Source organism: Streptomyces sp. NBC_01571 (assembly GCF_026339875.1).
GTDB lineage: Bacteria > Actinomycetota > Actinomycetes > Streptomycetales > Streptomycetaceae > Streptomyces.
In genome coordinates, this window is the sequence record NZ_JAPEPZ010000001.1 from 9,365,495 (window position 1) to 9,387,806 (window position 22,312).

20 protein-coding genes are annotated in these 22,312 nt (G+C 70.1%); 9 read left to right on the plus strand and 11 right to left on the minus strand.

What is annotated here, in order from left to right:
• Nucleotides 1-118: 118 nt before the first annotated feature.
• The 4 genes from OHB41_RS41825 to otr(A) all read right to left on the minus strand — a co-directional run bounded on the left by OHB41_RS41825 (nt 119) and on the right by otr(A) (nt 5,075).
• Nucleotides 119-1,354, minus strand: coding sequence for a lectin (locus OHB41_RS41825; RefSeq protein ID WP_266705171.1), 1,236 nt, complete (start codon nt 1,352-1,354; stop codon nt 119-121).
• A gap of 135 nt (nt 1,355-1,489) precedes the next feature.
• Nucleotides 1,490-2,161: a VanZ family protein gene (locus tag OHB41_RS41830; protein ID WP_266705173.1), complete on the minus strand. Its 672-nt coding sequence runs from the start codon at nt 2,159-2,161 to the stop codon at nt 1,490-1,492.
• A 58-nt stretch (nt 2,162-2,219) separates the two neighbouring features.
• Complete coding sequence (locus OHB41_RS41835) at nt 2,220-2,870, minus strand: DUF4230 domain-containing protein (protein WP_266705175.1); 651 nt, start codon at nt 2,868-2,870, stop codon at nt 2,220-2,222.
• Between the two features lie 348 nt (nt 2,871-3,218).
• The gene (gene otr(A) / locus OHB41_RS41840; RefSeq protein WP_266705177.1) at nt 3,219-5,075 is read right to left on the minus strand and encodes a tetracycline resistance ribosomal protection protein Otr(A); all 1,857 of its coding nucleotides are present in this window, start codon (nt 5,073-5,075) and stop codon (nt 3,219-3,221) included.
• A 246-nt stretch (nt 5,076-5,321) separates the two neighbouring features.
• Here otr(A) and OHB41_RS41845 point away from each other — a divergent pair, with 246 nt between their 5' ends.
• On the plus strand, nt 5,322-6,275 hold the full coding sequence (locus tag OHB41_RS41845) for a ribose-phosphate diphosphokinase (protein ID WP_266705179.1): 954 nt from the start codon (nt 5,322-5,324) through the stop codon (nt 6,273-6,275).
• A gap of 510 nt (nt 6,276-6,785) precedes the next feature.
• A complete protein-coding gene (locus OHB41_RS41850) occupies nt 6,786-7,703 on the plus strand; it encodes a class I SAM-dependent methyltransferase (protein WP_266705181.1) in 918 nt (305 codons plus the stop codon).
• 112 nt (nt 7,704-7,815) lie between these two features.
• Here OHB41_RS41850 and OHB41_RS41855 read toward each other — a convergent pair whose 3' ends face one another.
• Nucleotides 7,816-8,196 carry an anti-sigma factor antagonist gene (locus tag OHB41_RS41855; RefSeq protein WP_266705183.1) on the minus strand — a complete coding sequence of 127 codons (381 nt, stop codon included), beginning with the start codon at nt 8,194-8,196 and terminating at the stop codon, nt 7,816-7,818.
• Nucleotides 8,197-8,443: 247 nt separating this feature from the next.
• Entirely contained in the window at nt 8,444-9,394 is a 951-nt protein-coding gene (locus OHB41_RS41860; RefSeq protein WP_266705185.1) for an NADP-dependent oxidoreductase, read from the minus strand.
• Between the two features lie 70 nt (nt 9,395-9,464).
• Between OHB41_RS41860 and OHB41_RS41865 the strand changes: the two genes are divergently transcribed.
• Entirely contained in the window at nt 9,465-10,415 is a 951-nt protein-coding gene (locus OHB41_RS41865) for a GlxA family transcriptional regulator (RefSeq protein ID WP_266705187.1), read from the plus strand.
• A 326-nt stretch (nt 10,416-10,741) separates the two neighbouring features.
• A complete protein-coding gene (locus OHB41_RS41870; RefSeq protein ID WP_266706531.1) occupies nt 10,742-11,722 on the plus strand; it encodes a zinc-binding dehydrogenase in 981 nt (326 codons plus the stop codon).
• A 128-nt stretch (nt 11,723-11,850) separates the two neighbouring features.
• Here the strand turns inward: OHB41_RS41870 and OHB41_RS41875 are convergent, their stop codons facing one another.
• The 3 genes from OHB41_RS41875 to OHB41_RS41885 all read right to left on the minus strand — a co-directional run bounded on the left by OHB41_RS41875 (nt 11,851) and on the right by OHB41_RS41885 (nt 14,360).
• Nucleotides 11,851-12,303, minus strand: a complete 453-nt coding sequence (locus tag OHB41_RS41875) for a VOC family protein (protein ID WP_266705189.1) — start codon at nt 12,301-12,303, stop codon at nt 11,851-11,853.
• A gap of 312 nt (nt 12,304-12,615) precedes the next feature.
• The gene (locus OHB41_RS41880; protein ID WP_266705191.1) at nt 12,616-13,386 is read right to left on the minus strand and encodes a DUF427 domain-containing protein; all 771 of its coding nucleotides are present in this window, start codon (nt 13,384-13,386) and stop codon (nt 12,616-12,618) included.
• 227 nt (nt 13,387-13,613) lie between these two features.
• On the minus strand, nt 13,614-14,360 hold the full coding sequence (locus OHB41_RS41885; protein ID WP_266705193.1) for an SDR family oxidoreductase: 747 nt from the start codon (nt 14,358-14,360) through the stop codon (nt 13,614-13,616).
• A gap of 474 nt (nt 14,361-14,834) precedes the next feature.
• Here OHB41_RS41885 and OHB41_RS41890 point away from each other — a divergent pair, with 474 nt between their 5' ends.
• Together OHB41_RS41890 and OHB41_RS41895 are read left to right on the plus strand one after the other, a co-directional pair.
• A complete protein-coding gene (locus OHB41_RS41890; protein ID WP_266706533.1) occupies nt 14,835-15,206 on the plus strand; it encodes a cupin domain-containing protein in 372 nt (123 codons plus the stop codon).
• 63 nt (nt 15,207-15,269) lie between these two features.
• Complete coding sequence (locus OHB41_RS41895) at nt 15,270-15,884, plus strand: DUF5134 domain-containing protein (RefSeq protein WP_266705194.1); 615 nt, start codon at nt 15,270-15,272, stop codon at nt 15,882-15,884.
• Nucleotides 15,885-15,947: 63 nt separating this feature from the next.
• On the opposite strand, the gene OHB41_RS41900 is transcribed toward OHB41_RS41895, so the two are convergent.
• Nucleotides 15,948-16,844, minus strand: a complete 897-nt coding sequence (locus OHB41_RS41900) for an RNA polymerase sigma-70 factor (RefSeq protein ID WP_266705196.1) — start codon at nt 16,842-16,844, stop codon at nt 15,948-15,950.
• Between the two features lie 450 nt (nt 16,845-17,294).
• Between OHB41_RS41900 and OHB41_RS41905 the strand changes: the two genes are divergently transcribed.
• The gene (locus tag OHB41_RS41905; protein WP_266705198.1) at nt 17,295-18,365 is read left to right on the plus strand and encodes a ferritin-like domain-containing protein; all 1,071 of its coding nucleotides are present in this window, start codon (nt 17,295-17,297) and stop codon (nt 18,363-18,365) included.
• A gap of 177 nt (nt 18,366-18,542) precedes the next feature.
• Here OHB41_RS41905 and OHB41_RS41910 read toward each other — a convergent pair whose 3' ends face one another.
• Complete coding sequence (locus tag OHB41_RS41910; RefSeq protein WP_266705200.1) at nt 18,543-20,477, minus strand: N-acetylmuramoyl-L-alanine amidase; 1,935 nt, start codon at nt 20,475-20,477, stop codon at nt 18,543-18,545.
• Nucleotides 20,478-20,860: 383 nt separating this feature from the next.
• On the opposite strand from OHB41_RS41910, the gene OHB41_RS41915 reads away from it, so the two are divergent.
• Nucleotides 20,861-21,352 carry a hypothetical protein gene (locus OHB41_RS41915; RefSeq protein ID WP_266705202.1) on the plus strand — a complete coding sequence of 164 codons (492 nt, stop codon included), beginning with the start codon at nt 20,861-20,863 and terminating at the stop codon, nt 21,350-21,352.
• A gap of 249 nt (nt 21,353-21,601) precedes the next feature.
• Entirely contained in the window at nt 21,602-21,997 is a 396-nt protein-coding gene (locus OHB41_RS41920) for a hypothetical protein (protein ID WP_266705203.1), read from the plus strand.
• Nucleotides 21,998-22,312 lie beyond the last annotated feature (315 nt).

The following is a 22,312-nucleotide window of genomic DNA, read 5'->3' on the forward strand; positions in this document are numbered from 1 at the left end:
GAGACACGTACGGGGGCATGTAGGAGGGGACATGCAACGGGGGACATGTAACGGGGGGTCCGGCCGGGGCGCGAACCCCCACCGGACCCCCCGTCCCCCCGTCCCCCGAGGTGGACTCTCAGCTCACGGACCACTTCTGGTTGGCGGCGCCCGAGCACGTCCAGATCTGCAGCCGGGTGCCGTTGGCCGAGCTGTTGCCCGTCACGTCCAGACACTTGTCGGCCTGCGGATTCACGATGTCGTTGGCCGCGCTGACGGCCCACTTCTGGTTGGGCCCGCCGGTGCAGTCCCACAGCTGGACGGTCGAACCGTCCGCCGTACCGCCGCCGGTGACGTCCAGGCACTTGCCCAGTGCGCGGATCGTGCCGTCGGAGGAGACCGTCCACTGCTGGGCCGCGGTGCCGTTGCAGTCGTAGAGCTGTACGGGCGTGCCGTTGGCGGCGCTCGCCCCGGCCACGTCCACGCACTTGCCGGCGAGACCGGTGATCGGCCTACCGGTGGACCCCGAACCGTCGCTCGTCGTCACCTTCACCTCGTCCACCACCAACTGCTGCGGGAAGACGGTGGAACCGTCGGGGTCGCCCGGCCAGTAGCCGCCGACCGCCAGGTTGAGGATCATGAAGAACGGCTTGTTGAACACCCAGGTCTTGCCGCCCAGATCGGCGGGCGTACGCCGCTGGTAGACGTTGCCGTCCACCGACCAGGTGATCGAGTCGGGGGCCCAGTCGATGGCGAAGGTGTGGAAGGCGTCGGCGAAGGCCTGGCCGCCCGGCAGGGTGTAGCCGGCGCCGATGCCCCCGGATCCCGAGTATCCGGGCCCGTGGATGGTGCCGTGCACGGTCGAGGGCTCGAAGCCGACGTTCTCCATGATGTCGATCTCGCCCGAGTCGGGCCAGTTGACCGGTGTGCCGAGCATCCAGAAGGCGGGCCACATGCCCTGCCCGCGCGGGATCTTCATCCGCGCCTCGACGTGGCCGTAGGTGCCGGTGAACTTCCCTGAGGTGTTCATCCGGGCCGATGTGTACTCGCAACGCCCGTACCAACACTGGTAGTTGCCCGGATTCTCCCGGCGGGCGGTGATCACCAGGTGGCCCTGGCCGTCCAGCTTCGCGTTGTTGTTGCCGGACGTGTAGTACTGCCGCTCGTGGTTGTTGACGTTGTCGCCGGTCTCGACCTGCCACTTCGAGGAGTCGACGCCGGCGCCGGAGGGACCGTCGAAGGTGTCGGAGAAGGTGGTGACGGCCGCGACCGCCGTCGGGGGATCCGCCTGGGCGGGTACGACGGCGGCCGCGGTGACGAGCGCTGCGGACAGCACTCCCAAGAGGCATCTGCGGAGCAGGCGTGGGGAGTTCAAGACTCTCCCTTCTGTACGGTGCCCCGGGGAAGGGGGCGCCGACTGAGGTGGGGGGTGCGTGCTTCGCCTCTTGATTTAAGGAGTGAGGTAAGGGGGTGTCAATACTTTGGTCCGGACCAGCGCTTCGGGTTGGGTTCAGGCCTCCCGGGAGTCGCGCCGGTTCCGGAAGCGACGGCGTGGGTGCACGGCCCGGCCCATCCGTCGCCCCAGCAGCAGATAACCCACCAGTGCGCCGGTGGTGTTGAGGATGACGTCGTCGATGTCGAAGGCACGTCCGGTGATGAACGCGCCCTGGGCCAGTTCCACGAGCAGCATCACCGCCGCGGTGAGCAGCACCACGCGCAGAATCCCGCGGGTGCGGGGGACGAGGACCGGCAGCAGTACGCCGAAAGGCACACCGAGCAGGATGTTCCCGCCGATCTGCTTCACGGCGTCACGCAGCGCCGGCTGGTCCAGGTAGGCGCGCAGGGACCGGCCGGGGTGCAGATTGGTGTGGATCAGCGCCTTCGACGCCGGGGACGGCTCCAGGGTCAGCCGGGCCAGGGCGACCGCGAACCCCACCATGGCCACGAAGGCCAGCAGCATGATCAGCAGCCGGACCAGCAGCGGGAGCGACCTGCGCTGTTCCTTGGCCGGTGCCGTGCGCGCGACCCGGGCCGGTTTCTTCGGGCGGCGGCGGAAGACCTTCGCCTTGTCCCCGGACGGTGTCTTGCGCTTGCCCTGTGCGGACGCCTTTCCCTTGTCCTGTGGGCGGCCGGTTTTCCCGGCACGCGTGCCCAACGCCGTACGGATCACTCGATCCTCCACGTTTCAACAATTCTCTGGTCGAAGGCTGTTACCCGCAATGCCGTGCACCACTCCCGGATCAGGTGCCGTAGGTGACGGTCACGTCGGTGAAGCCGAGCGAGTGCAGCAGGCCGTCGAGCATGCTGGTGGTGTTCTGCTCGGCCCGTGCCGTCAGACGGCTGTCCTTGGCGGCGTCGCCGATGTGCTTCGCCGCGAGTTTCTGCACGGATCGCTCGCTGTTCGGATTGTCGGAGAAGAAGTCGCCGAGCCGGTCCAGCAGACCGCGCTGTTTGGAGACGGCGTAGGAGCGGTCGGGGTCGAGGGCAGGTTTGCCGAGCACCGCGTGCGGCAGCCGCAGAGTGGCCGAGGTGCGGTCCGAGTTGACCGTCACGTCGTTCTTGGCGAGCTTCCCGAGGTCGACATACGCGTCGACCGTACCGGCGCCCACGTACAGCGTGCGGGACCCGCGGATGGCGTCGGGCAGGAACTTCGCGTCCTTCTCCAGGTCCACCACCACCTGGAAGTTTCCCGACGCGGCGTCGTAGCGGCTCATGTCCTGGATCGACTGCAGGAGCGCGGGCCCGGAGCGGTCGTGCGTCTCCGTGCCGAACAGATCGCGCAGTCCCGGGAGAACGGCCAACCGCAGCCCGGCGAACAGCACCACGAGCACCAGTACCACGGCGGTGATCACCTTGGCCCACACGGGCATGCGTTTGATGGACGTCGTCATGTCGACGGCCCTCCTTCCTGCTCCCCGGATGCCCGCCAATCCCGTTGATAGACCCTTCCGTTGCCGAGTCGATGTCGGTGCAGGGGGCACGGGTTTCCGTTGCGGGGCAGGGGAAGGGAAGGCATAGGGGGCGGGGCAGGAGGGGCGAGCCCCCTGCCCGCTGTCCTCACGGTGCGCGGTGCACGGTGCACGGTGTGCCGACGGAGCGCCGCTCCCGCCTGGCATACGCCGTCGGTCCGCCCGCACGCCGCGTGCTCCGGGGTGCACGCGGCCACTGCCGGACGGCACGGAGCAACCGCCGGGCTATACGCGCCAGTCGCCGCCGGACTACACGCGCCGGTCGTCGGGCTACAGGCGCCGGTCGCCCGACGGGCGTGACCACCAGACCCCCTCGCCGTGGGTGAGGCCCGGCAGCCGCAGCTCGATGTCCCGCACCCGCCGGGCCGGCAGCTCGCCGGTCACCAGCCAGGAGGTTCGTCCGCCGGTGGTCTCCCCGAACTCCGCTCCCAGTGCGGCGAGTCGCGCGGTCACCGGGGCGAGCGCGTCGAGCGGGACCTCCACTTCGAAGGTGTGGCAGGGCTCGTACACCCGCGTCCCCGCCCGCTCCAGCGCGCGCCGCAGCACGATGGGGGTGAGGCCCCGGAAGTCGGCGGCCGTGCTGAGCGGCGCTACGAATCCGGAGCGGATCAGGGTGACCCGGTAGTCCGTCACCGGCCGGTCGTGCGGACCGGTGAGCAGGGTCGCGTGGACGGTGTCCTCGATCGCCTGGTGGAAGGCGCGGGGAAGGGCGCCGAGTTCGGTCTCGTATGTGAACACTCCGCCCGAACCGAGCGGTCCCGGCCCGATGCGCAGGCCCACGGTCGCCCAGAACCCGAGGTGACCGTGACGCTGGATCTCCTCGCACGCCTCCCCGGTGCCGTCCGGCCGCTCCAGGAACCGCACCCGGCTCGGTTCGAACTCCGCCTCGATGCCGAAGTCCTGGGCGAGCGTGGCCGCGAGGACTTCCAGCTGGACCTCGCCGTAGAGGAGCAGCGAGGTGGCGCCGGACGGGGCGGGGCGGGCCCGCAGCAGCGGGTCCTGGTCGGCCAGGGCGAGCAGTGCCGCGCGCAGCGGGGCCGCCTGGTGCGGGTGCTTCGCCCGGACCACCGTCTCCAGCGTCGGTGCGGCGAACTGCGGCGCACGGTCGGTGGCGTCGCCGAGCCGGTCGCCGACGCGGACACCGCTCACGCCGCGGAGCGCGGCGATGTCGCCCGGGGTGAGGGCGATCGCCTCGGGCCGCCCGACGACGTCCAGTTCACGTGCGCGGCCGGGCACCGGGGAGGTGCGACCGTCGGCCTCGCGCCGCACGAACGTGAGACGCTGACGGGGCGTCACCCGGCCCGCGTACAGACGCAGATAGGCCGTGCGCTCGCCGCCGGGGCCGGGCCGTACGGCGAAGACCGTGCCGCGGGGCGGGCCGGAGTCGGGAGCCGTCGCGCGTGGCACCATCCGGACCAGCGCCTCGACGAGCTCGGGAACACCCTGGCCGCCCAGGGCGGAACCGAAGAGGACCGGATGGAGGGAGCCGTCGGCGGTGCGCGCGGTGAGGGCGGCGTCCAGCGCGTCCGGGGTCGGCGGGGGACCGTCCACGACCGCGGCGAGCACGTCCGCGTCCACCTCCGCGAGCGTACCGATCGCCGCCTCGTCCAGCGGACGCGGTACGACACGGGCGTGGGGTCCGCCGATGTCCCGCACACGGGTGAGCGGGACGACGAACGGGGTGAGACGGCGTCGGACGTCGTCGAGGAGCGCCTCCTCCCGCGCTCCCGCCCGGTCGATCTTGTTGACGAACACGAGCGTGGGCAGCCGGAGTCGTCGCAGGGTCCTCATGAGCACGCGGGTCTGCGCCTGGACGCCCTCCACGGCGGAGAGCAGCAGCACGGCGCCGTCCAGGACCTCCAGGGCCCGCTCGACCTCGGCGATGAAGTCGGAGTGGCCAGGGGTGTCGATCAGGTTGATCTGGACGTCCCCGGCCGTGAAGGCGGCGACGGCCGAGCGGATGGTGATTCCGCGCCGGCGCTCGATCTCGCCGTCGTCGGTGCGGGTGTCGCCCGCGTCGACGCTGCCGAGCCGGTCGAGGGCGCCGCCGTCGAACAGCAGCCGCTCGGTGAGGCTGGTCTTACCTGCGTCGACGTGGGCCAGAATGCCGATGTTCAGGGTGTGCATGTGTGGTCGAGTCCTCGGGGGCTGTCGTCCGGCAGGGGCGCTGAGACGTTCCGAGGAATCGGCACATGTCGTTCTCCCGAGGGTGAGGGATGCGGGCGGGGTCATCATGACGTGCGGCCGGTGACGCTGCGCAACCGGTTTTCTCCCGGTGGGGCACCCCGTCGGGGCCCAGTACGATGAAGCACGCATCCCGGGTCGATCATGCCAGCCGGCGGCGCACCCGGTTCGATCTTGCGAGGAGCGGTCGTGCGTGACATCGCCGTGTTCAGCGGTAGTGCCCATCCCGAGCTGGCGGCAGAGGTCTGCGCGCATCTCGGCGTGCCCCTCAGCCCGACCCGGGTCAGCCGGTTCGCCAACGACTGCCTGGAAGTACAGCTCCAGGCCAACTGCCGTGAGCGTGACGTGTTCCTCGTGCAGCCGCTCGTCACCCCCGTGCAGGAGCACCTGGTGGAGCTGCTGATGATGTGCGACGCGGCCAGGGGGGCGTCCGCCGGGCGGATCACGGTGGTCATGCCACATTACTCGTACGCACGTTCGGACAAGAAGGATATGCCGCGGATCTCCATGGGTGGCCGGCTGGTGGCCGACCTGCTGGTGGCGGCCGGGGCGAGCCGGGTGCTGGCGATGACGCTGCACTCCCCGCAGGTGCACGGATTCTTCTCGGTGCCGGTCGACCATCTGCACGCGCTGCGCGAGTTGGCCGTGCACTTCCGCAGGCACGACCTGTCCCGTACGACGGTGGTGTCGCCCGACCTGGGCAACGCCAAGGAGGCGGCGGCCTTCGCGCGGCTGATCGGTGCCCAGGTGGCGGCCGGTGCCAAGCAGCGGTTCGCGGACGACCGGGTGAGCATCAGCTCCGTCATCGGCGAGATCGCCGGCCGCGATGTCATCGTGCTCGACGACGAGATCGCCAAGGGCAGCACCGTTCTCGAACTGCTCGAGCGGTTGCGGGAGTTGGGGCCGCGGTCGATCCGGGTCGCCTGCACCCACGGGTTGTTCGCGGCGGGCGCGCTCAAGCGGCTCAGCGAGCAGGAGGACGTGCTGGAGATCGTGTGCACCAACACGGTGCCCGTGCCGCGTGAGGAGCACACCGAGAAGCTGAGCATCCTGTCCATCGCCCCGGCACTCGCGGAGGCCGTGCGGCGCATTCACAACGGTGAGTCCGTCAGCGCCCTGTTCGACGCGCCGCCGAGCGAATAGGGGAGGGGAAGAGGGACTTACTGATCGAGGCTTGGTGCGAGGCCGTCCCCGAAGCCCCTCGATCAGGGTGATCGCCGTCGTCGAGTTCTCCCTCCGTCGGGCCACGGTGATCGTCGCGCGCCGCGTCCTGATCCGCCACGCCACCCTTCACTACCGCTGGGATCGGCGTCTCCTCATGCACCTCGTACACCGCCTCGAGGGATCCACTTGCCGCGGATCGACGGGGTCGGCGCCACGGATTGTCGGACGCCCCTTTCTGGAGAGACGCCCCGGACAGGCGCGGTCGGAACTGGGTGGGGCGGCTGCTGGAGCTGACCCCGTCCGAGCTCATTGCGCAGCAGTCGCGCGCCCAGTGACGGTCTCCACGCGTGCTGAACCACCTGCCTGATGTCGTGCACTTCCCGGACGGCGCCGCGTCGCGGCCTGCGACTCGCACGTGAGGCGGGACTGCGGACTGGCCCGCGGCGGGGCAGCAGCGGCGGCCACACGGGTGGTGTTGAATGTGGCGCCATGAGCGAGAGCGGGCGTGCGGCGAGCCGGACGGCGGTGCTCGTCTGCCAGGGGCGGGCTGCCGCGAACGGGAGGGCTGCTGCCGGCCGGTTCGCGGATCCGGTGGCGGTACGGCTGTTGCGCGCCGCGGAACGTACACCCGTGGACGAGGTGCGCGCCAGCACTCCGCCGAAGGGCTGGCGGGAGCGCACCGTGTACGAGAGTGTGCGGGCGTGCGCCGAGGTGGTCGTGCCGCGGACGGTCGCGATCGACGAGGCACTGCGCGCCGGCGTGACCGGTCAGCTCGTGATCCTCGGAGCCGGTCTGGACACGCGCGCGTGGCGTCTGACGGAGCTCGCGCAGACGGACGTGTGGGAGGTCGACCATCCGGCCTCCCAGCAGGACAAGGTCGCCCGCCTCGCCGAGGCCACGCCGGTCGTCGGGGAACCGGACGAGAGCAGTCGCCTCGCCGCCGAGCCGGCGGCCATCGCCCGCTCCGTGCGGTTCACGCCGGTCGATTTCGCCGTCGATGATCTCGGTGCGGCGTTGGATGCCGCCGGGCACGACCCCTCCTCGCCGACGACATGGCTGTGGGAGGGCGTCGTCCCGTACCTCACGCGCGACGAGGTGCGTGCCACGGTGGCCGCGCTCGCCGCCCGGACGGTCCCGGGCAGTGCACTCGTCGTCAACTACCAGGCGCCGTCGGCGAGGGCGGCCGCTGGCCGGCTGCTGGCACGCGTGCTCGGCAGTTCCGTCACCTCGGGCGAGCCGTGGCGCTCGCTGTGGACGCCGCGGCGGATGGCTGCGCTGCTCGCGGAGTACGGCCTGCGGGTGGTGTCCGACGACGACCTCCTCGCCGTCGCACACACCCTCGGCAGCCCGGCACGCGGGCGCAGGTCCCTGCAGTCGGGTCGCGTGGCCGTCGCGGAGAGCCACTGACGTGCGGATCTGAGCCGGCCCGGCACCATGGCCAGGATTCGGACTTCGTCGTGCTCGCGCCAAGAGGCTTCCCGTCCACCCGGGACGGGGCACGGCGTCGGCGGGGCCGCCGTCACAAGGTGCCCGACGCCGCCTCCGGCTGACCGAGCGCCTCGTCGAGCGACGCCGAGGGCGGCAGGAGATGGTCCAGGCCGGTCACCCTCAGCATGCGCAGAGTCAGCGGACGGTCGCAGACCAGGTGCAGCTGTCCGCCCCGGGCGAGGACCCGGCTCCTCGCCCGGTACAGCAGGCGCAGCCCCGAGCAGTCGAAGAACTCGACGGGCCGCAGGTCGATGACGACCCGCGGCTCCGGTCGGCCGGTGGCCGAGTCCAGGTACGGAGTGATCGCCAGGGCGGTGAGGATGTCGATCTCTCCGTGGAACTCCAGCACCGTGTGGCCCCGGTCCCGGTGGACGCGCAGATGCCGGTGCGGCGGCGCGGGGTCGTGGGTCATGACGACATCGCCTCCAACCGGCCGCTGAACCGCTCCTGTGACGGGGGTGGGCCCACAACTCCGGCCCCTGCTCTGCAAGTTACCCTCGTTGGAGTGAATTTCAGCATGTTCGATTGACATATGTCTTCGATTTGAGCGACGAGTCCTTCAGTCGTCTGCTCGGTGCGTGCGTCGAGTGGTGGCCGACCGGCCCGTGCGGGGGGCACGGGCACGGCGAGATGGTCGCGCCGTGCCCAAGGGTTCCGCGTCAGTCGACCAGCAGCACCAGCTTGCCCGTCGTCCGGCCGGTCTCTCCGAGCGCGTGCGCCTCCGCGGCGTCGGCCAGCGGGAACGCACCGGCGACCGTCGCGTGCAGCAGGCCCTTGTCGACGAGATCCGCGATCGCCCGCATGCCCGCGTGGTCGGCCTCCACCAGCATCCGCGCCGCCCGTACGCCCAGCCGCGCGGCCTCCTCGTACAGCTCCTCCGGGCCCACCGGCAGGATCGACACCACGATCCCGCCCTCGCGCAGCACCCGCAGCGACTGGAAGGTGTTGTCGTCGCCGATCGTGTCGAGGACCACGTCGACGTCCCGGACGGCCTCGGTGAAGTCGGTCTCCCGGTAGTCGATCAGCTCGTCCGCGCCCAGCTTGCGCAGGAACTCGTGCTTGCCCGCGCTCGCCGTACCGATCACGTACGCGCCCCGTGCCTTGGCGATCTGTACGGCCACATGCCCGACACCGCCGGCGGCCGCGTGGATCAGCACGCGCTGCCCCGGCCGCACGTCGGCCGTGTCGACGAGTGCCTGCCAGGCGGTGAGCGAGACCAGCGGCAGGGCGCCGGCCTCCGTGTGGTCGATGCCGGCCGGCTTGCGTGCGAAGGAACGCGCGGGAGCGGTCACGTACTCGGCGTGCGAGCCGTGGCCGAACGGGTAGGGCACCATGCCGAAGACCTCGTCGCCCGGCGCGTGGACGGTGACGCCGATACCGACAGCCTCCACCACACCGGACACGTCCCAGCCCAGGACGAAGGGCGGCTGCCCCAGGAACATGCCCGTCGCCCGGTGCTTCCAGTCGGTCGGGTTGACCCCGGCCGCCCGCACCCGCACCAGTACCTCGCTGGGCCCGGGAACGGGGCGCTCCACTTCCACTTCCTTGAGGACCTCGGGTCCACCGAGAACGTCCTGACTGATCGCGCGCATCGTGTTCTTAGTACTCATGACTCACAGCCTGCCGGGGTCGGACGCTCCGTGAAATGGCACGATTGCCAATCTCCGATAGGATCGTGCCATGCGGCATGTGGAGAGAGTGGTCGTTCTGGCGCTCGACGGCGTCTACCCCTTCGAGCTCGGCATCCCCAGCCGGATCCTCGGTGCGGCGGACGGCCGGTACGAGGTGCTGACCTGCACCGTCGACGGGAAGCCGGTGCGCAGCAACGCGGACTTCTCGATCACCGTCGAGCACGGTCCCGAGGTGCTGCGCACGGCGGACACGGTGGTGATCCCGGCCATCACGCCGTCGAGCGTCACCGCGGAGCTTCCCGCCGAGGTCACCGCCGCGCTCGCGCTCATCCGGCCGGGCACCCGTCTCGTCTCCATCTGCACCGGCGCGTTCGTGCTGGCGGCGGCCGGGCTCCTGGAGGGCCGGCGGGCGACCACGCACTGGCAGCTCGCCGACCAGTTCCGCGTCATGTACCCCGGCGTGGACCTTGATCCGGACGTCCTCTTCGTGGACGACGGCACGGTCCTCACGTCCGCGGGTGCCGCCTCCGGGGTCGACATCTGCCTGCACATCCTGCGCAAGGACCACGGCAGCGAGCTGGCCAACAGTGTGGCCCGGCGCTGTGTGGTGCCGCCCTGGCGCGACGGCGGTCAGGCCCAGTACATCGAGCAGCCCGTTCCCGACCCCGTGGCGACCAGCACGGCCGCGACCCGGGTGTGGGCACTGGCCCGTCTGGGTGACCCGCTGACCCTGACCGACCTCGCCGGTCACGCCCGGATGAGCCTGCGCACCTTCGCCCGGCGTTTCCACGACGAGGTGGGCCTCAGCCCCGGCCGCTGGCTCATCCAGCAGCGCGTCACCCGGGCCCGCCATCTGCTGGAGGCGAGCGAGCTCTCGGTCGACCAGATCGCCGGCGAGGTCGGCTTCGCCACCGGCACCTCCCTGCGCCAGCACCTGCACGCGGCGATCGGTGTCTCGCCGCAGACCTACCGGCGTACGTTCCACGCGGCGGCGCGTTGACCTGACCGCCGCACGGTCTCCGCCGCCTGCGGCTGCGCGCGGCCCGTGCGGCGAAGGGGCCGAGCTTCGTGCCGCTCGCGGGAATCGTCCTCGGCCGGCCGGCCGGCCGACGAGGAGGTGCCTGCCGTGCGTGGCCGGCCGCTCGGACACCGGGTTTCCCTTGCCACAGCGGCTGAACGCCAATGTCCTTGGACAGCCGGGTCGCACAACAGGTCATTGACCGGGCCGAGTTGGGAATGAAACCGCGGCGTCCGCATGTTGACGACCGCCGACCGGCTCTCCTATCCAGGGAAGAAGGCAGGCCCGTGACGTCCTCGCCGACCACCATGCGCGCCGTCCAGCTCTCCGCCCCCGGACCCGTGGACAACCTGCGGCTGACCACACTCCCGCTGCCGCCCCTGCGGGACGGCTGGGTACGCATCCGCGTCGAGGCGTTCGGCCTCAACCGCTCGGAGCTGAAGCTTCGACTGGGCGTGAGCGTGGGCGTCGACTTTCCCCGGGTGCCGGGTATCGAGGCCGTCGGCACCGTCGACGCGGCTCCGGCCGGCAGCGGGCTGGCTGTCGGGCAGAAGGTCGTCGCGATGATGGGCGACATGGGGCGCACCTACGACGGCGGCTATGCCGAGTACACGTCCGTGCCGCTGTCCCAGGTCATCCCCGTCGACACCGACCTGCACTGGGAGTTGCTGGGCGCCCTGCCGGAGATGGTGCAGACCGCCTACGGCTCGCTCACCGTCGGCCTGGACCTGAAGCCCGGTCAGTCCGTGCTGATCCGCGGCGGCACCTCCTCGGTGGGCCTGGCAGCCGCCGCGCTGGCCACCTGGCGTGGCGCGACGGTGCTGTCCACCACCCGACGGGCCGATCGCCTGGCCTCGCTGAAGGAGCACGGTGTCGACCACCCGCTGCTCGACACCGGTGAGGTCGCGCCCGCCGTGCGCGAGCTGTACCCGGACGGTGTCGACGCCGCCCTCGATCTCGTCGGCACGCCGACCCTGCCCGACACTCTGCGCGCGGTGCGCGTGCACGGCACGGCCTGTTTCGGCGGCAGCCTCTCCAACCAGTGGACGGTGCGGGACTTCTCCCCGAACGAGTACCTGCCGAAGGGGGTACGCCTGGCGGGCTACTTCGGCGACGCCGCCGACCTGCCTCGCGAGGCCTTCCAGGAGATCCTCGACGCGGTCGCGGCCGGCCGGCTGGTCTTCCCCGTGGACCACGTCTACGACGGCCTGGAGCAGGTGCCGCAGGCCCACGACGACATGGAGCACGACCGCGCCACCGGCAAACTCGTCGTCCGCGTCCGGCATTAGGACCCGGGTGAAGTGTCCCTGCGCCCGGGACGGTGGGCGTGCGGCCCAGCGCCGGTCCCCCGGCCGTCGGGTGGCCGCCGTGCCGGTGCTCGGGAACATCGGCGGCGCACCGGTGACGGACATCGGGATCAGGACTCCGCGGGCCGGGCGGCCAGGATTCCGCTGAGCAGACCGGTGGACTGGCCCACCTCGATGAGGTGGCCGTCGGGGTCGCGCAGGTAGCAGCGGAGCTCGGACGCACGATCGAGGGGCTCGGTCAGGAACTGCGCGCCCTTCGCGACGGCGTGGGCGTGGAAGGCCGCCATGTCGGCGACGCGCACGTTCAGGAAGGTGGACACCCGCTCGCTGTTCTGCGGTACTTCCAGTGTGACGCCGGGCTTGTCCGGGGTGGGCCCGCCGCCGGGGTTCATGATGATCCAGCTGTTCGCCACCTTGACGATCGCCGGGTTCTCCTCCATCACGACCTCACCGCCGAAGACATCGGCGTAGAAACGTCGCGAGACCGCGACGTCGCTCACCGTCACGAAGTAGGTGAGGAGGAGACCGTGCTCGGGCACGGGGAGTTCACCGTGAGAGGTCATCGGGTCCGCACCTCCGGGACCGGAGAGTCGTGCCCCGTCCGGCAGCGTCTTCGCCGCATTCGGCCGCCCCTCCGTCCCCGTACGGATGTCGCTCTCGTGAGTGTGCGCTGAGTTCCTGTCGGGCACCGTGGGGCACCTTCCCTTCAATCGACCACGTCACAGGGCGGGCGCGCCACCCTCATCGGCGCGGTCGCATGTCAAGTCCTGTGGCCGTTCCATGGGTTGACTGGGTGCGCCGTGGATCTGTGACAACCGGAAGCTGGGCCCGCTCGTCGAACTCGCCGAGCAGGCCCGGCAGCAACTGGTGGAGTTCTACGGCCCGGTGGGCCGCGGCAACGGTGTGCCGTCGACGTACAGGTCGACGTGTTCGTTGTAGAACGCCGTCAGGCCCGCGATGCGGTTGGCCTGAATCGTGGGGAAGTCGTACATCCAGGCGATGTCGTCGTGGGTGGCGACGTCGCTGTCGAACGACCAGTAGCTGCTGGTGGTTCCCTTGTACGGGCAGTGGGTCACCGTGTCGGATCGGCGCAGCCGGGTCCAGTCGACGTGCTCGCGGTCGATGTAGTACCGGGTCGGCAGACCGGTCTCGAACAGCTTCACGCAGTTCGGCGCGTCCGCCAGTACGACGCCGTCCAACTCCACGCGGACACTGCTGGACGAGCGCAGCGCGTCCACCCGGGAGTAGGGGCTGCGCGGGTGGACGAAGACCGGCTCGTCCTCCTCGAACCAGGAGTCCAGCGCCTTCCATTCGAAGCGGACGGTGCCGCGCAGGGGCTCCGGAGCGTCCTCGTCCCAGACCCAAGCCGTGCCCTCGCGGACCTCGGACCCGGTACGCAGGGAGTGGCGCCGTGCGGGCCCGGCGCCCAGCACCTCGACGTGGTCGTCGTCCGTCAGCACACCCTCGACCATGTCCTCGACCGGGATGCTGAACTGGGGATAGGCAAGCCACTCCCACACGTACAGGGCACGTCGGGTGTCGAAGACGGTGCGGCCACCGATCAGCCCGCGGATGCGCCGCGGTACGGGCTCCACGTGTCCGATCGGGGCGATCAGGCGCGGGTGCAGCACGCTTTCTTCAGCCATCGTTGTTCTCCTCGGTCCACTCGATACATGTGCGCCCTCGGTGCGGGGCGTTTCCGGTCTCCGTCGGCGCGGACACCGGGGTGTGGCGCTGCCGTCGTGGATGCGGCCCCCGCGACGCGAGGCGACCGGCCGCCCCGGACGCGGCCGTCGCCACATCCGCCGTGCGGTGCGAAGGCGGCCTTCGCGGGAGGCAGGGCTCCGGCATCAGAGCCGCCCGGGTGGCGGGACTACTGCTGCTGGGCGACCCAGTCGGCGAAACGCACCTTGCCGAGACGGACGTCGGGGCCGGGGAGCAGGGTGGTGTCCTGCAGCTGGGCCCCGAAGTAGGGAGCCTTGGGGTCCGCCACGACCGTGCGGGGGTCGTTCTTGGCGGCGAGGCCCTTGCCGATCAGCTCGTCCAGCCGGAACGTGTCGGGGCCGGCCACCTCGACCACGCCGTCGACCGGTGTGCCGACGGCGGTGGCGCCCACCGCGGCGGCGACGTCGTCGGAGTAGACGGGCCGGATCCCGACCGGGGCGAGATGCACGGTGTGGCCCTGGGTGGCCGACTCCGCGATGCCCTTCATGAACTCGAAGAACTGCGTGGCGTGAACGATGGAGTAGGGAATCCCCGACTCCTTGATCAGCTCCTCCTGTACCTGCTTGGCACGGAAGTAGCCGCTCTCCTGCAGGCGTTCGGTGCCGACCACGGACAGCGCGACATGGTGGGTCACACCGGCCTCCTTCTCGGCCTTCAGGAGGTTCGTGGTCGAGGTACGGAAGAACTCCATGACGTCGTCGTCCGCGAAGGAGGGGGAGTTGGAGACGTCCACCACCACCTGGGCTCCGCGCAGGACCTCGGCCACGCCCTCACCCGTCAGCGTGTTCACACCGCTGTTGGGAGAGGCCGGCACCGCCTCGTGGCCGTGCTCGGCGAGCTTGCTCACCAGCTTCGAGCCTATGAGTCCGGTTCCGCCAATGACTACAACCTTCATGATGGGTTCCTCTCGGATAGGTGCCACTGTGCATCGCGCCGCGGCCGCCGAGGTGGTCCACCCGGACAAGGGCTCGTCTGCACAAGGTGACAGCGGCTGTACCGACAAAGACAGGACAGTGGCGGTCCCTGTGACACCGCACTCGTAGTGCCGCTCAGTGCTGCTGAGGGGAGTGGAGCCGGCGCGTTCCGTCACCGCACGACATGCCGCCGACCACGCGGAACCGGGCACGACCAGGCCCTGACTTGTGTCACAGATCCACGGCCCGCCCGGTCATCACGGGGAAACAGTCGTGGGAGCCGGAGACGTGGCCTCGTGTCCGGTGGACGGTGTGCCGCCCATGGCTTTGTGGATGACCTACGGAAGGTGCGACCAGTGTCGGACAAGGATGCGGCGAACGTTCACGACCACGGGCACGGCGGACACGGACACGGGAACGGCGAGGACGGGCCGAGCTGGACGCGGGCGGCGAGGATGCTGCAGGACGCGTCACCGATCACCGTCCCCGAAGGTGCCTCGGCGATGACGATCCACGTCGAATGGGAGCCCGGCGACCCGGGAACCCCTCCGCACCGCCACTCGGGCCCGGCGTTCGGGTACGTCATCGAGGGGGCGGTCCGCTTCGAGCTCGAAGGTGAGCCCGAGCGCGTCATCGAAGCCGGCGGTACGTTCTGGGAGCCGGGCGGCGACGCCATCCACTACCAGGACGGCAACGCGCTGGCCGACGCCGGCACCCGCTTCGTGGTGACCATGCTGTGCGCGCCGGGCAGGCCCATGCTCGAACTGGTCGACGAGGAAGAGCTCGCCCAGCGCGCCCACCTGCGGGCCCCCCGCCCCACTGCCTGACCCCGCGCCCCACTCACGCGCTCTCTGATGGAACCGTCCGCTCGTGGGAGGGCGCGGCAAGGCATGAGTGCCTCCGATGCCATCTACTGCATGCTGACACCGCTCTTCGTGGCCGCGGCCGTCCACGGGCTGCGGCACGATGTCCTGTCACGGCGTTCGGGGTGGCGCAGCCGCGTCGACCGTCTTCTGCACACCGCCATGGCCCTGGTCATGGCGGTGATGCCGTGGTTTGACCTGGGCCGCGGGTTGCCCGAAGGGGCGCAGACGGCCTTCTTCGCCGCCGCCGCGCTGTGGTACCCGTTGACCGCGGTGAGCGGCCGCCAGGAGTCCGAGCCGGCCGCAGCCGCCACGCGGCTTCCGTACGCGGTCGGCATGGCCGCGATGGGCTGGATGACCCGTCCCGGGGCGGCCGAGCCGCACGAGGCCCTGGGCGGAGCGCCGGTGCCGGCGCATCACTCGGCGCACCCCGTAGGGCAGATGAAGGGCGACGAGACGGTCACCGCAGTACTCGCTCTGTATCTCCTCACCCATGCGCTGAGGTTGCTGACCCGGGACATGCCCACACTGCGCGCAGCCGGGAGCAGCGACATCTCCACCGACAGGGAGCTGTACGGCCGCTTCTGGGAAGGAACGACGGCCCTCGGGACGGCCGTCATGCTGCTGCTCATGGTCCACTGACCGTCGCGGCCCGAGGGCTGGTTCCGTCGCCACTCACGGGCGCGACTGCCCGCACGCGGACCCTCACTGGCCCAGAGACGCCGCGTAGGGGCCGAGTTTGTCGGGGTTCATGACCCACATGATGCGTTCGATGCCATGTTCCGAGGCGTCCACGGAGAGCAGGACGACGGGGTTTCCGTGGGAGGAGACGAGGACGGCAGGGCTGCCGTTGCTCTCGACCCAGCGGATGTCCGTCCCGGGCCAGAACCGCGGGGCGAAGGCGACGAGGTATTTGCTGACGTGGGGGCGGCCGACGACCGGGATCTTGGAGGCCCCGCGGATGCCTCCGCCGTCGGCGTAGCTGACCACGTCGGCGCTGAGTACTTCCTCGAGCGCCGAGAGGCTGCCGGTCTGTGCCGCGACGAGGAAGACCTCCAGCAGCCTGCGGTGGGCGTCGGGACTGACGGGCTCCTTGCGTTCCGCGGAGAGGTGTTTGCGGGCGCGGCTGACCAGTTGTCGCGTGTTGGCCTCGCTGGTCTCGAGGATGTCGGCGATCTGTCCGTACGGGTAGGCGAAGGCTTCCCGCAGGACGTAGGCGGCCCGTTCCACCGGGTTCAGTTTCTCCAGGAGGAAGAGGACGGCCAGGTCGAGTGCCTCGGCCCGTTCCGCGCCCAGTTGGGGGTCGAGGCTGGTGTCTACCGGTTCCGGCAGCCAGGGCCCGATGTACGTCTCACGCCGTACCCTGGCGGACTGCGCGAGGTTGATGGCCAGGCGGGCGGTGACCGTGGCCAGGAAGGCCGCCGGCTCGCGGATGTCGGTGCGGTCGGTGCTCTGCCACCGCAGCCAGGCCTCCTGCACGATGTCCTCGGCCTCCACGGCGCTGCCGAGCACGCGGTACGCGATCCCGAAGAGCTGGGGACGGGCCGCGACGAAATCCCTCGTCGCCCGGTCGAGGGAGTCTGCGTCATCCCCGGCGTGCATAGGTGACCTCCAGTTCACGACTGCCACGGCGCAAATATTCTCACGGACAAAAATTGTCCGAGTAAGGGGGGCCTCTTCCGGCCCCCGACGCCCACTCGGGTCGTCGCCGCCCCTGGCGAGGCGAGCCAGCTGATGCTCCCGCTCACAGCCACCGAAAAGGTGCAGATCGCCACCGATCTGAACGGGGCTGTCACAGATCGGGCGGCGGTCCTGTCATAGCTGAGGATCTGACAGTGACGGGTGTCCCGGCAGGCGGGGGGAGGCGTCGTGAAGATCGCGGTCAGCGGGCGGTACCGACCATCCCGACCGACGAGCTCGCCGCACCCTTCGGCCGTACGAGCCGTCCTGCCGGCGCCGACCGGAGACACCCCGCTGTCCCGGTGAACGGCCTGAATCCCGGTCTTCACCACGGTACTTACCCCTCTGGAACAGCCGAAGTGAGAAGAACCTGTGCCTCATCCAGAACAGCCTGACCTCACCGCGACACGTGCACCGGCACCGATAACGACGCTCGAAAGCCTTCGTGAGCACCTGCAATGGGCGATCGAACTGGAACACGCCACACTGCCGCCCTACCTCTGCGCCCTCTACTCGCTGGACCCGTCGAGGAACGCTGAGGCGGTTCAGGTGGTGAGCGGTGTCTTCGTCGAGGAGATGATCCACCTGGCCCTGGCGGCGAACCTCCTCAACGCGGTCGGCGGTCGACCTCGCCTGGACACGCCGCGGTTGCTGCCCCGCCATCCCCGGCCCCTGCCGCACGGCGATCGCTCGCTGGAAATGTCACTGGTTCCGTTCGGGCCGGAAGCGCTTGAGATGTTCCTCCGCCTCGAGCAGCCCGCGCGGGCCGGTGCTCCCGCCGAGGGCGACGACTACGAGACGATCGGGCAGTTCTACGACGCGATCGAGCAAGGACTGCGCCACCTGTGCGCCGAACTCGGCGAGCAGGCGGTCTTCTGCGGCGATCCCGCCCGCCAGGCCGTCGCCGGCCCCTTCATGCACACGGGCGGCCGGATGGCCGCGGTCACCGATCTCGACTCGGCCCTGGCGGCACTGACAGAGATCGTCGAGCAGGGCGAGGGCACGTCCCGCGGCGAGGTCTGGGACGGTGACGAGGACATCTTCCACACCGACCGCGACGAAGTCGCCCACTACTACCGGTTCCAGGAACTCAAGGCGGGCCGTCGCTACCAGCGGGGTGACACGCCGCGGTCCGGACCCACGGGTGAAGCAGTCGTGGTCGATCCCGAGGGTGTCTACCCGATGCGCCCCAATCCGCGGATGGCGGATCACCCTCTGGGCAGCCCGATCCGTACTGCCCAAGAACAGTTCAACAAGACGTACTGCGTGCTGCTCCAGCAACTGGACCAGGCGTTCAACGGCAGCCCCAAGATGCTGGGGGCCGCGACCGGCACGATGTACGCGCTCAAGGCACAGGCGCAGAACCTGATGCAGACGCCCGACGGAGACGACACGACAGCCGGTCCGACCTTCGAGTACATCGAACCCGAACTCCGCGGGTGACCGTCGGCGCACGTTGCCGGATGGTCGTGGTCGACGCGGGCCCGGACCGTACCGGCTGAGCTGATCGCCCGGAGTGGTGGCGGACATACGAGTCCCACTCCGGGCTTGGTACGGGTGAGGGGCCCGGCCTGGTGGTGTGTCACCGGGCCGGGCCCCTCGCCTATGGGGTGCTGGTGGTCAGTTTCCGCTGTCTTCCCAGTGGTGGATGGCGGTGGTGGCGGTGGTGTCGTTGGCGTAGACGAGTGCTACGCGGTGGTTGTACTGGATGGTGTACATCTTCTTGGCGCCGATGACGACGGTTCCGGAGGTGAAGTAGTCGTCGGTGGCGGCGGGGGGCTGGGTGGCGACGTAGGCCTGGCCCGCGGGGACGGTGTACATGCTGAGGGGGGCCTGGGCGGAGGCGCCGAGGCCGGCGGGGTATTCGGATTTGTCGGGGTAGCTGGAGCCGTAGACGGCTACGGGGGTGGTGCCTGCGGCCTTGATGATTTTCACGCCGTAGGCGCATCTGGTGTTCTGGCCGTCGGGGTTGTGGAACCAGACCTTGGCGCCGCTGTACCAGATGGCGGTCCAGTCGTTCTGTACGTCGGCGACGACGAACTGCTGGCCGGTCTGGGCGGTGCTGCCCCAGTCGTTGATCCGGTTGGTGCCGGGGCCGGTGGGGTGGATGGCCTGGTCGGCGAAGAGGGGGGCGGTGGCGTCGGGGGCGGTGCGCAGGTAGACGAAGTTGGAGGCCTGTGGTGTGTCGGTGCAGGCGGGGGTGTTGCCGGTGGGGTCGTCGGCGGGGCAGATGTTGACGTTCTGCACGTTGTCGGCGAAGGTCGGGTCGATGGTCACGACCGAGCCGATGGTGGGCGGGGTGTGCGGTCCGCTGAGGGGGTGGCCGAGCAGGCGCATGAAGTGGTCCCAGTCCCAGCCGTTGCCGGGGTCCCAGTGCATGCCGGAGACGAGTGAGGAGTTGGGTCCGGCAACGTTGTCATGGCCGATGATGTGCTGCCGGTCCAGGGGTATCCGGAATCGGTCGGCGAGGTAGGTCACGAGGTCGGCGGTGGCTTCGTACTGGGCTTCGGTGTACCAGGTGGCGCCCTGGGCGGCGTAGCCCTCGTGCTCGATGCCGATGGAGTGCAGGTTGGTGGAGTAGTTCCCGGCCTGGAAGGCGATGTCCTTGGTGGGCACCATCTGGGTGACCGCGCCGTCTGCGGACCGCATGACGTAGTGGGTGGAGGCGGCGTTCTTGGGGTCGGCGAGGGTGTTGATGCCGGCCTGGTAGGTGGATTCCAGGTCGTGGATGACGATGGTGTCGATGCGGATGCCGTTGGCGGGCCGGTTGGAGACCTGGCCGCCGGCCGCGGAGCCGGGCACGAACGTGCAGTCCACGGTGGGCGGGCATTCGGTGTCGGTGGCGGTGGTGGCCGCCGTCTTCAGGTGCAGCTCGTCCACCTGCGTGTCTGCGGGGTGGATCGAGGGGGTGGCTGTCAGCCGGACTCGCTGGCCGTTGTCGGTGGTGGCGGTGGCGCCTTCGCGGATGGTGTCGAAGACCCGGTTGGCGAAGCGTGCGGCTGCCTGCTTCTGTGTGGACTGGCTGTAGCGGGCCACGGCGCCGTACCACTGGGCGGCGTCCGGTGGTGTGCTGCCGGTCAGGTGTTTCTGGTACGAGGCGAGGAGTGCGGCGCCGCCGCGGATGTTCGCGGCGGGGTCCTTGCGGAGGGTGTCGGCGGGCAGGCCGGTGAGTTTCGCGGCGGCCTGCAGGGTGTGCAGGGCGGGGTTCGCGGCGAGGGTGGTGAGGTCGCTGCGGCCGGTGGCGCCGGCGTCGCCGGCGGCCATCATGGCGGGGGTGACGTCGGTGAGGTGCAGGGGTCCGAAGCCGCCGTCGGTGCTGGGCAGTTCGCCGTGCGACTGCCAGCCGGACTCCTGGTAGGCGAGGCCGAGCAGGACGTTGAGGGGGATGTGGTACTGCGTGGCGGCGGCGGCGAAGTCCTGCTGCCGGGTGGTGTGGGCCGGATCGGCCGGGGTGTCGGCAAGTGCGGTGAAGGGGAGGGTGGCCAGGCCGGCTGCGGCCAGTGTGCCGGCGGCGATCACGGCCGAGACCCGCAGCCGCTTCTTCCTCTGATGCAAGATGCTGTTCCTTACGGAAATCCGGTATGAAAGGTCGTCAAGTACCCTACGGTCGGGCGCTCGAGCAGGACAACGGATGTCACGGCCTCGAAGCGCCGACCACCGTATGACCGGCGAACCGGGCCAGTTGTGACATCGGGCGGCTGTCTGCTCTGGACGTCACCCCGCCCGGCGGAGACGGTGCGGAGTCATCCCCCAGGTTGTCCGGTAGTCCGCGTTCTCGGGCCCCCGACGGCGGCGACATGCGAATATGGCCCGGCAGCGGCCCGAACAACGGGCATGCTGTGTGGATTTATCGCGGGCATGTCCTCTGCGACAGCGGCGTGCACGAGCAGTGTGAGTGCGACCACGGCAGCAGCATCGTTCGGGGGGTTCGACTGGTAGTGGACACGGCATCGAATCCCTGGCAGGGGCACGACTTCGTGGTGCTCAGCGCCGTTCTGCTGGCCGGGGCAGCGACCTTGACGGCCGCCACCGTCTACCTCTGTTCACGGTGCACGCGGCAGGCCCGCCGGCGGCGCACCCCGACGGCCGTATGGCGGGACGCGTCCCTGACGACCGTCACCGTGGCGCTGGCCCTCTACGTCTGGGGATGCCTCCACGTCCTCTTCCTCGAAGACCAGGAACAGGCGGAGGCGTGCGAGCGGGCGCGCCCCGCAGGAGTACCTAACCTGATCGGCCGCAGGGGTGACTTCATTCCCCTTCGCCTCGTGTGCGAGGCATCGAACGGCCACGACTACTCCGTCGTGATCCCCCGCTACATCAACCCGGCCATCGCCGTCCTGCTGCTGCTCTCACTCGCCTGCGCCCTTGTCTCCGCCCGTCTCCACCACAAACGGCGCACGGCAACCCGGCCGGAGAGCTCGACCTGTTGAGCCCCCCGCGACGTCGCCATGGCCGGCGGACGCGTGGGTGGGTGGGCGGTGTCCGGCGTCAGACACCGCCACCGTGATCGGTCGGCCTTTGCCGCGATCGTCGATGTGACGGCTGTCACAGATCGGCGTGCCACCCAGTCATTGAGGTATACGCAGAAAAATCAGTCAGCCCGATGTGCTACCGCAGCTTGGACTGAACGCCGTGGCACCCCGGTGCCGCGCGAACCCGAGGACGGGAGGCGAGACGCCATGTTGCTCGAGGCGGACACATGCATCTGCCGAGGTGCGTACGAGACCGTTTCCTCGTCGGAGCATCCACAGGACGCCGACGGCTCCTTCTCCGATCCGGGGTTCTCCGTCCACAGCCCGGCTGCCGAAGAGTGGGCTCCGCCACCTCCCCCTGAGATGTGGCTGGTGGGTCTTGAGACGCGCACCACGGACGGGCTGCCCGTCTGGCGGTACTACGTCGTGGATCACGCCCTCGATTCCTGCCAGGCGTCTCACGCGGCGCTTGAGCGCGCCGACAGCGCTCCGGAGAGGGCTGGTTGGGGACAGGCCGGCGTCGTCGGCCGGATCGAGCGCATCGAAGTGCAGCAGATACTGCAGGACGTGCTCGGGAAGGTCACGCTGGGGCGGCGGTCCTGAACGCCTCGGAGACACCCTCCTCCGCGAAGACGTGCTGTCGGAGGAGGGTGTCTCCGGAATCCACGGAGAGCCCTCGGACCGGTGGTGCTCAACCATGTGCCACCCGGATGACCTGATCCGTGGCACCGATGTCCTGCACGCACCGGGTCGGCGCCGGTGTCGCCCTGCATGATGGGAGGAGAGCCGGTCGGAGGGGGTTTCCACCGGGGCCGGGCCGGCCTCGCGGACGGCGTACACCGGTTCCGCTCTGCCCGGCCACGCGCAGGGGAGGGCTTACGAGCGGCAGAGCGGCGGAGCGGAGGCGGGAATCACGCG

What these genes read in the sequence shown, in the direction of transcription:
- OHB41_RS41835 (WP_266705175.1), bottom strand. Translation starts at nt 2,870, where the DNA reads ATGACGACGTCCATCAAACGCATGCCCGTGTGGGCCAAGGTGATCACC.
- OHB41_RS41850 (WP_266705181.1), top strand. Translation starts at nt 6,786, where the DNA reads ATGAGCGAGAGCGGGCGTGCGGCGAGCCGGACGGCGGTGCTCGTCTGC.
- OHB41_RS41855 (WP_266705183.1), bottom strand. Translation starts at nt 8,196, where the DNA reads ATGACCCACGACCCCGCGCCGCCGCACCGGCATCTGCGCGTCCACCGG.
- OHB41_RS41860 (WP_266705185.1), bottom strand. Translation starts at nt 9,394, where the DNA reads ATGAGTACTAAGAACACGATGCGCGCGATCAGTCAGGACGTTCTCGGT.
- OHB41_RS41865 (WP_266705187.1), top strand. Translation starts at nt 9,465, where the DNA reads ATGCGGCATGTGGAGAGAGTGGTCGTTCTGGCGCTCGACGGCGTCTAC.
- OHB41_RS41870 (WP_266706531.1), top strand. Translation starts at nt 10,742, where the DNA reads ATGCGCGCCGTCCAGCTCTCCGCCCCCGGACCCGTGGACAACCTGCGG.
- OHB41_RS41875 (WP_266705189.1), bottom strand. Translation starts at nt 12,303, where the DNA reads ATGACCTCTCACGGTGAACTCCCCGTGCCCGAGCACGGTCTCCTCCTC.
- OHB41_RS41880 (WP_266705191.1), bottom strand. Translation starts at nt 13,386, where the DNA reads ATGGCTGAAGAAAGCGTGCTGCACCCGCGCCTGATCGCCCCGATCGGA.
- OHB41_RS41885 (WP_266705193.1), bottom strand. Translation starts at nt 14,360, where the DNA reads ATGAAGGTTGTAGTCATTGGCGGAACCGGACTCATAGGCTCGAAGCTG.
- OHB41_RS41890 (WP_266706533.1), top strand. Translation starts at nt 14,835, where the DNA reads ATGCTGCAGGACGCGTCACCGATCACCGTCCCCGAAGGTGCCTCGGCG.
- OHB41_RS41895 (WP_266705194.1), top strand. Translation starts at nt 15,270, where the DNA reads ATGAGTGCCTCCGATGCCATCTACTGCATGCTGACACCGCTCTTCGTG.
- OHB41_RS41900 (WP_266705196.1), bottom strand. Translation starts at nt 16,844, where the DNA reads ATGCACGCCGGGGATGACGCAGACTCCCTCGACCGGGCGACGAGGGAT.
- OHB41_RS41920 (WP_266705203.1), top strand. Translation starts at nt 21,602, where the DNA reads ATGTTGCTCGAGGCGGACACATGCATCTGCCGAGGTGCGTACGAGACC.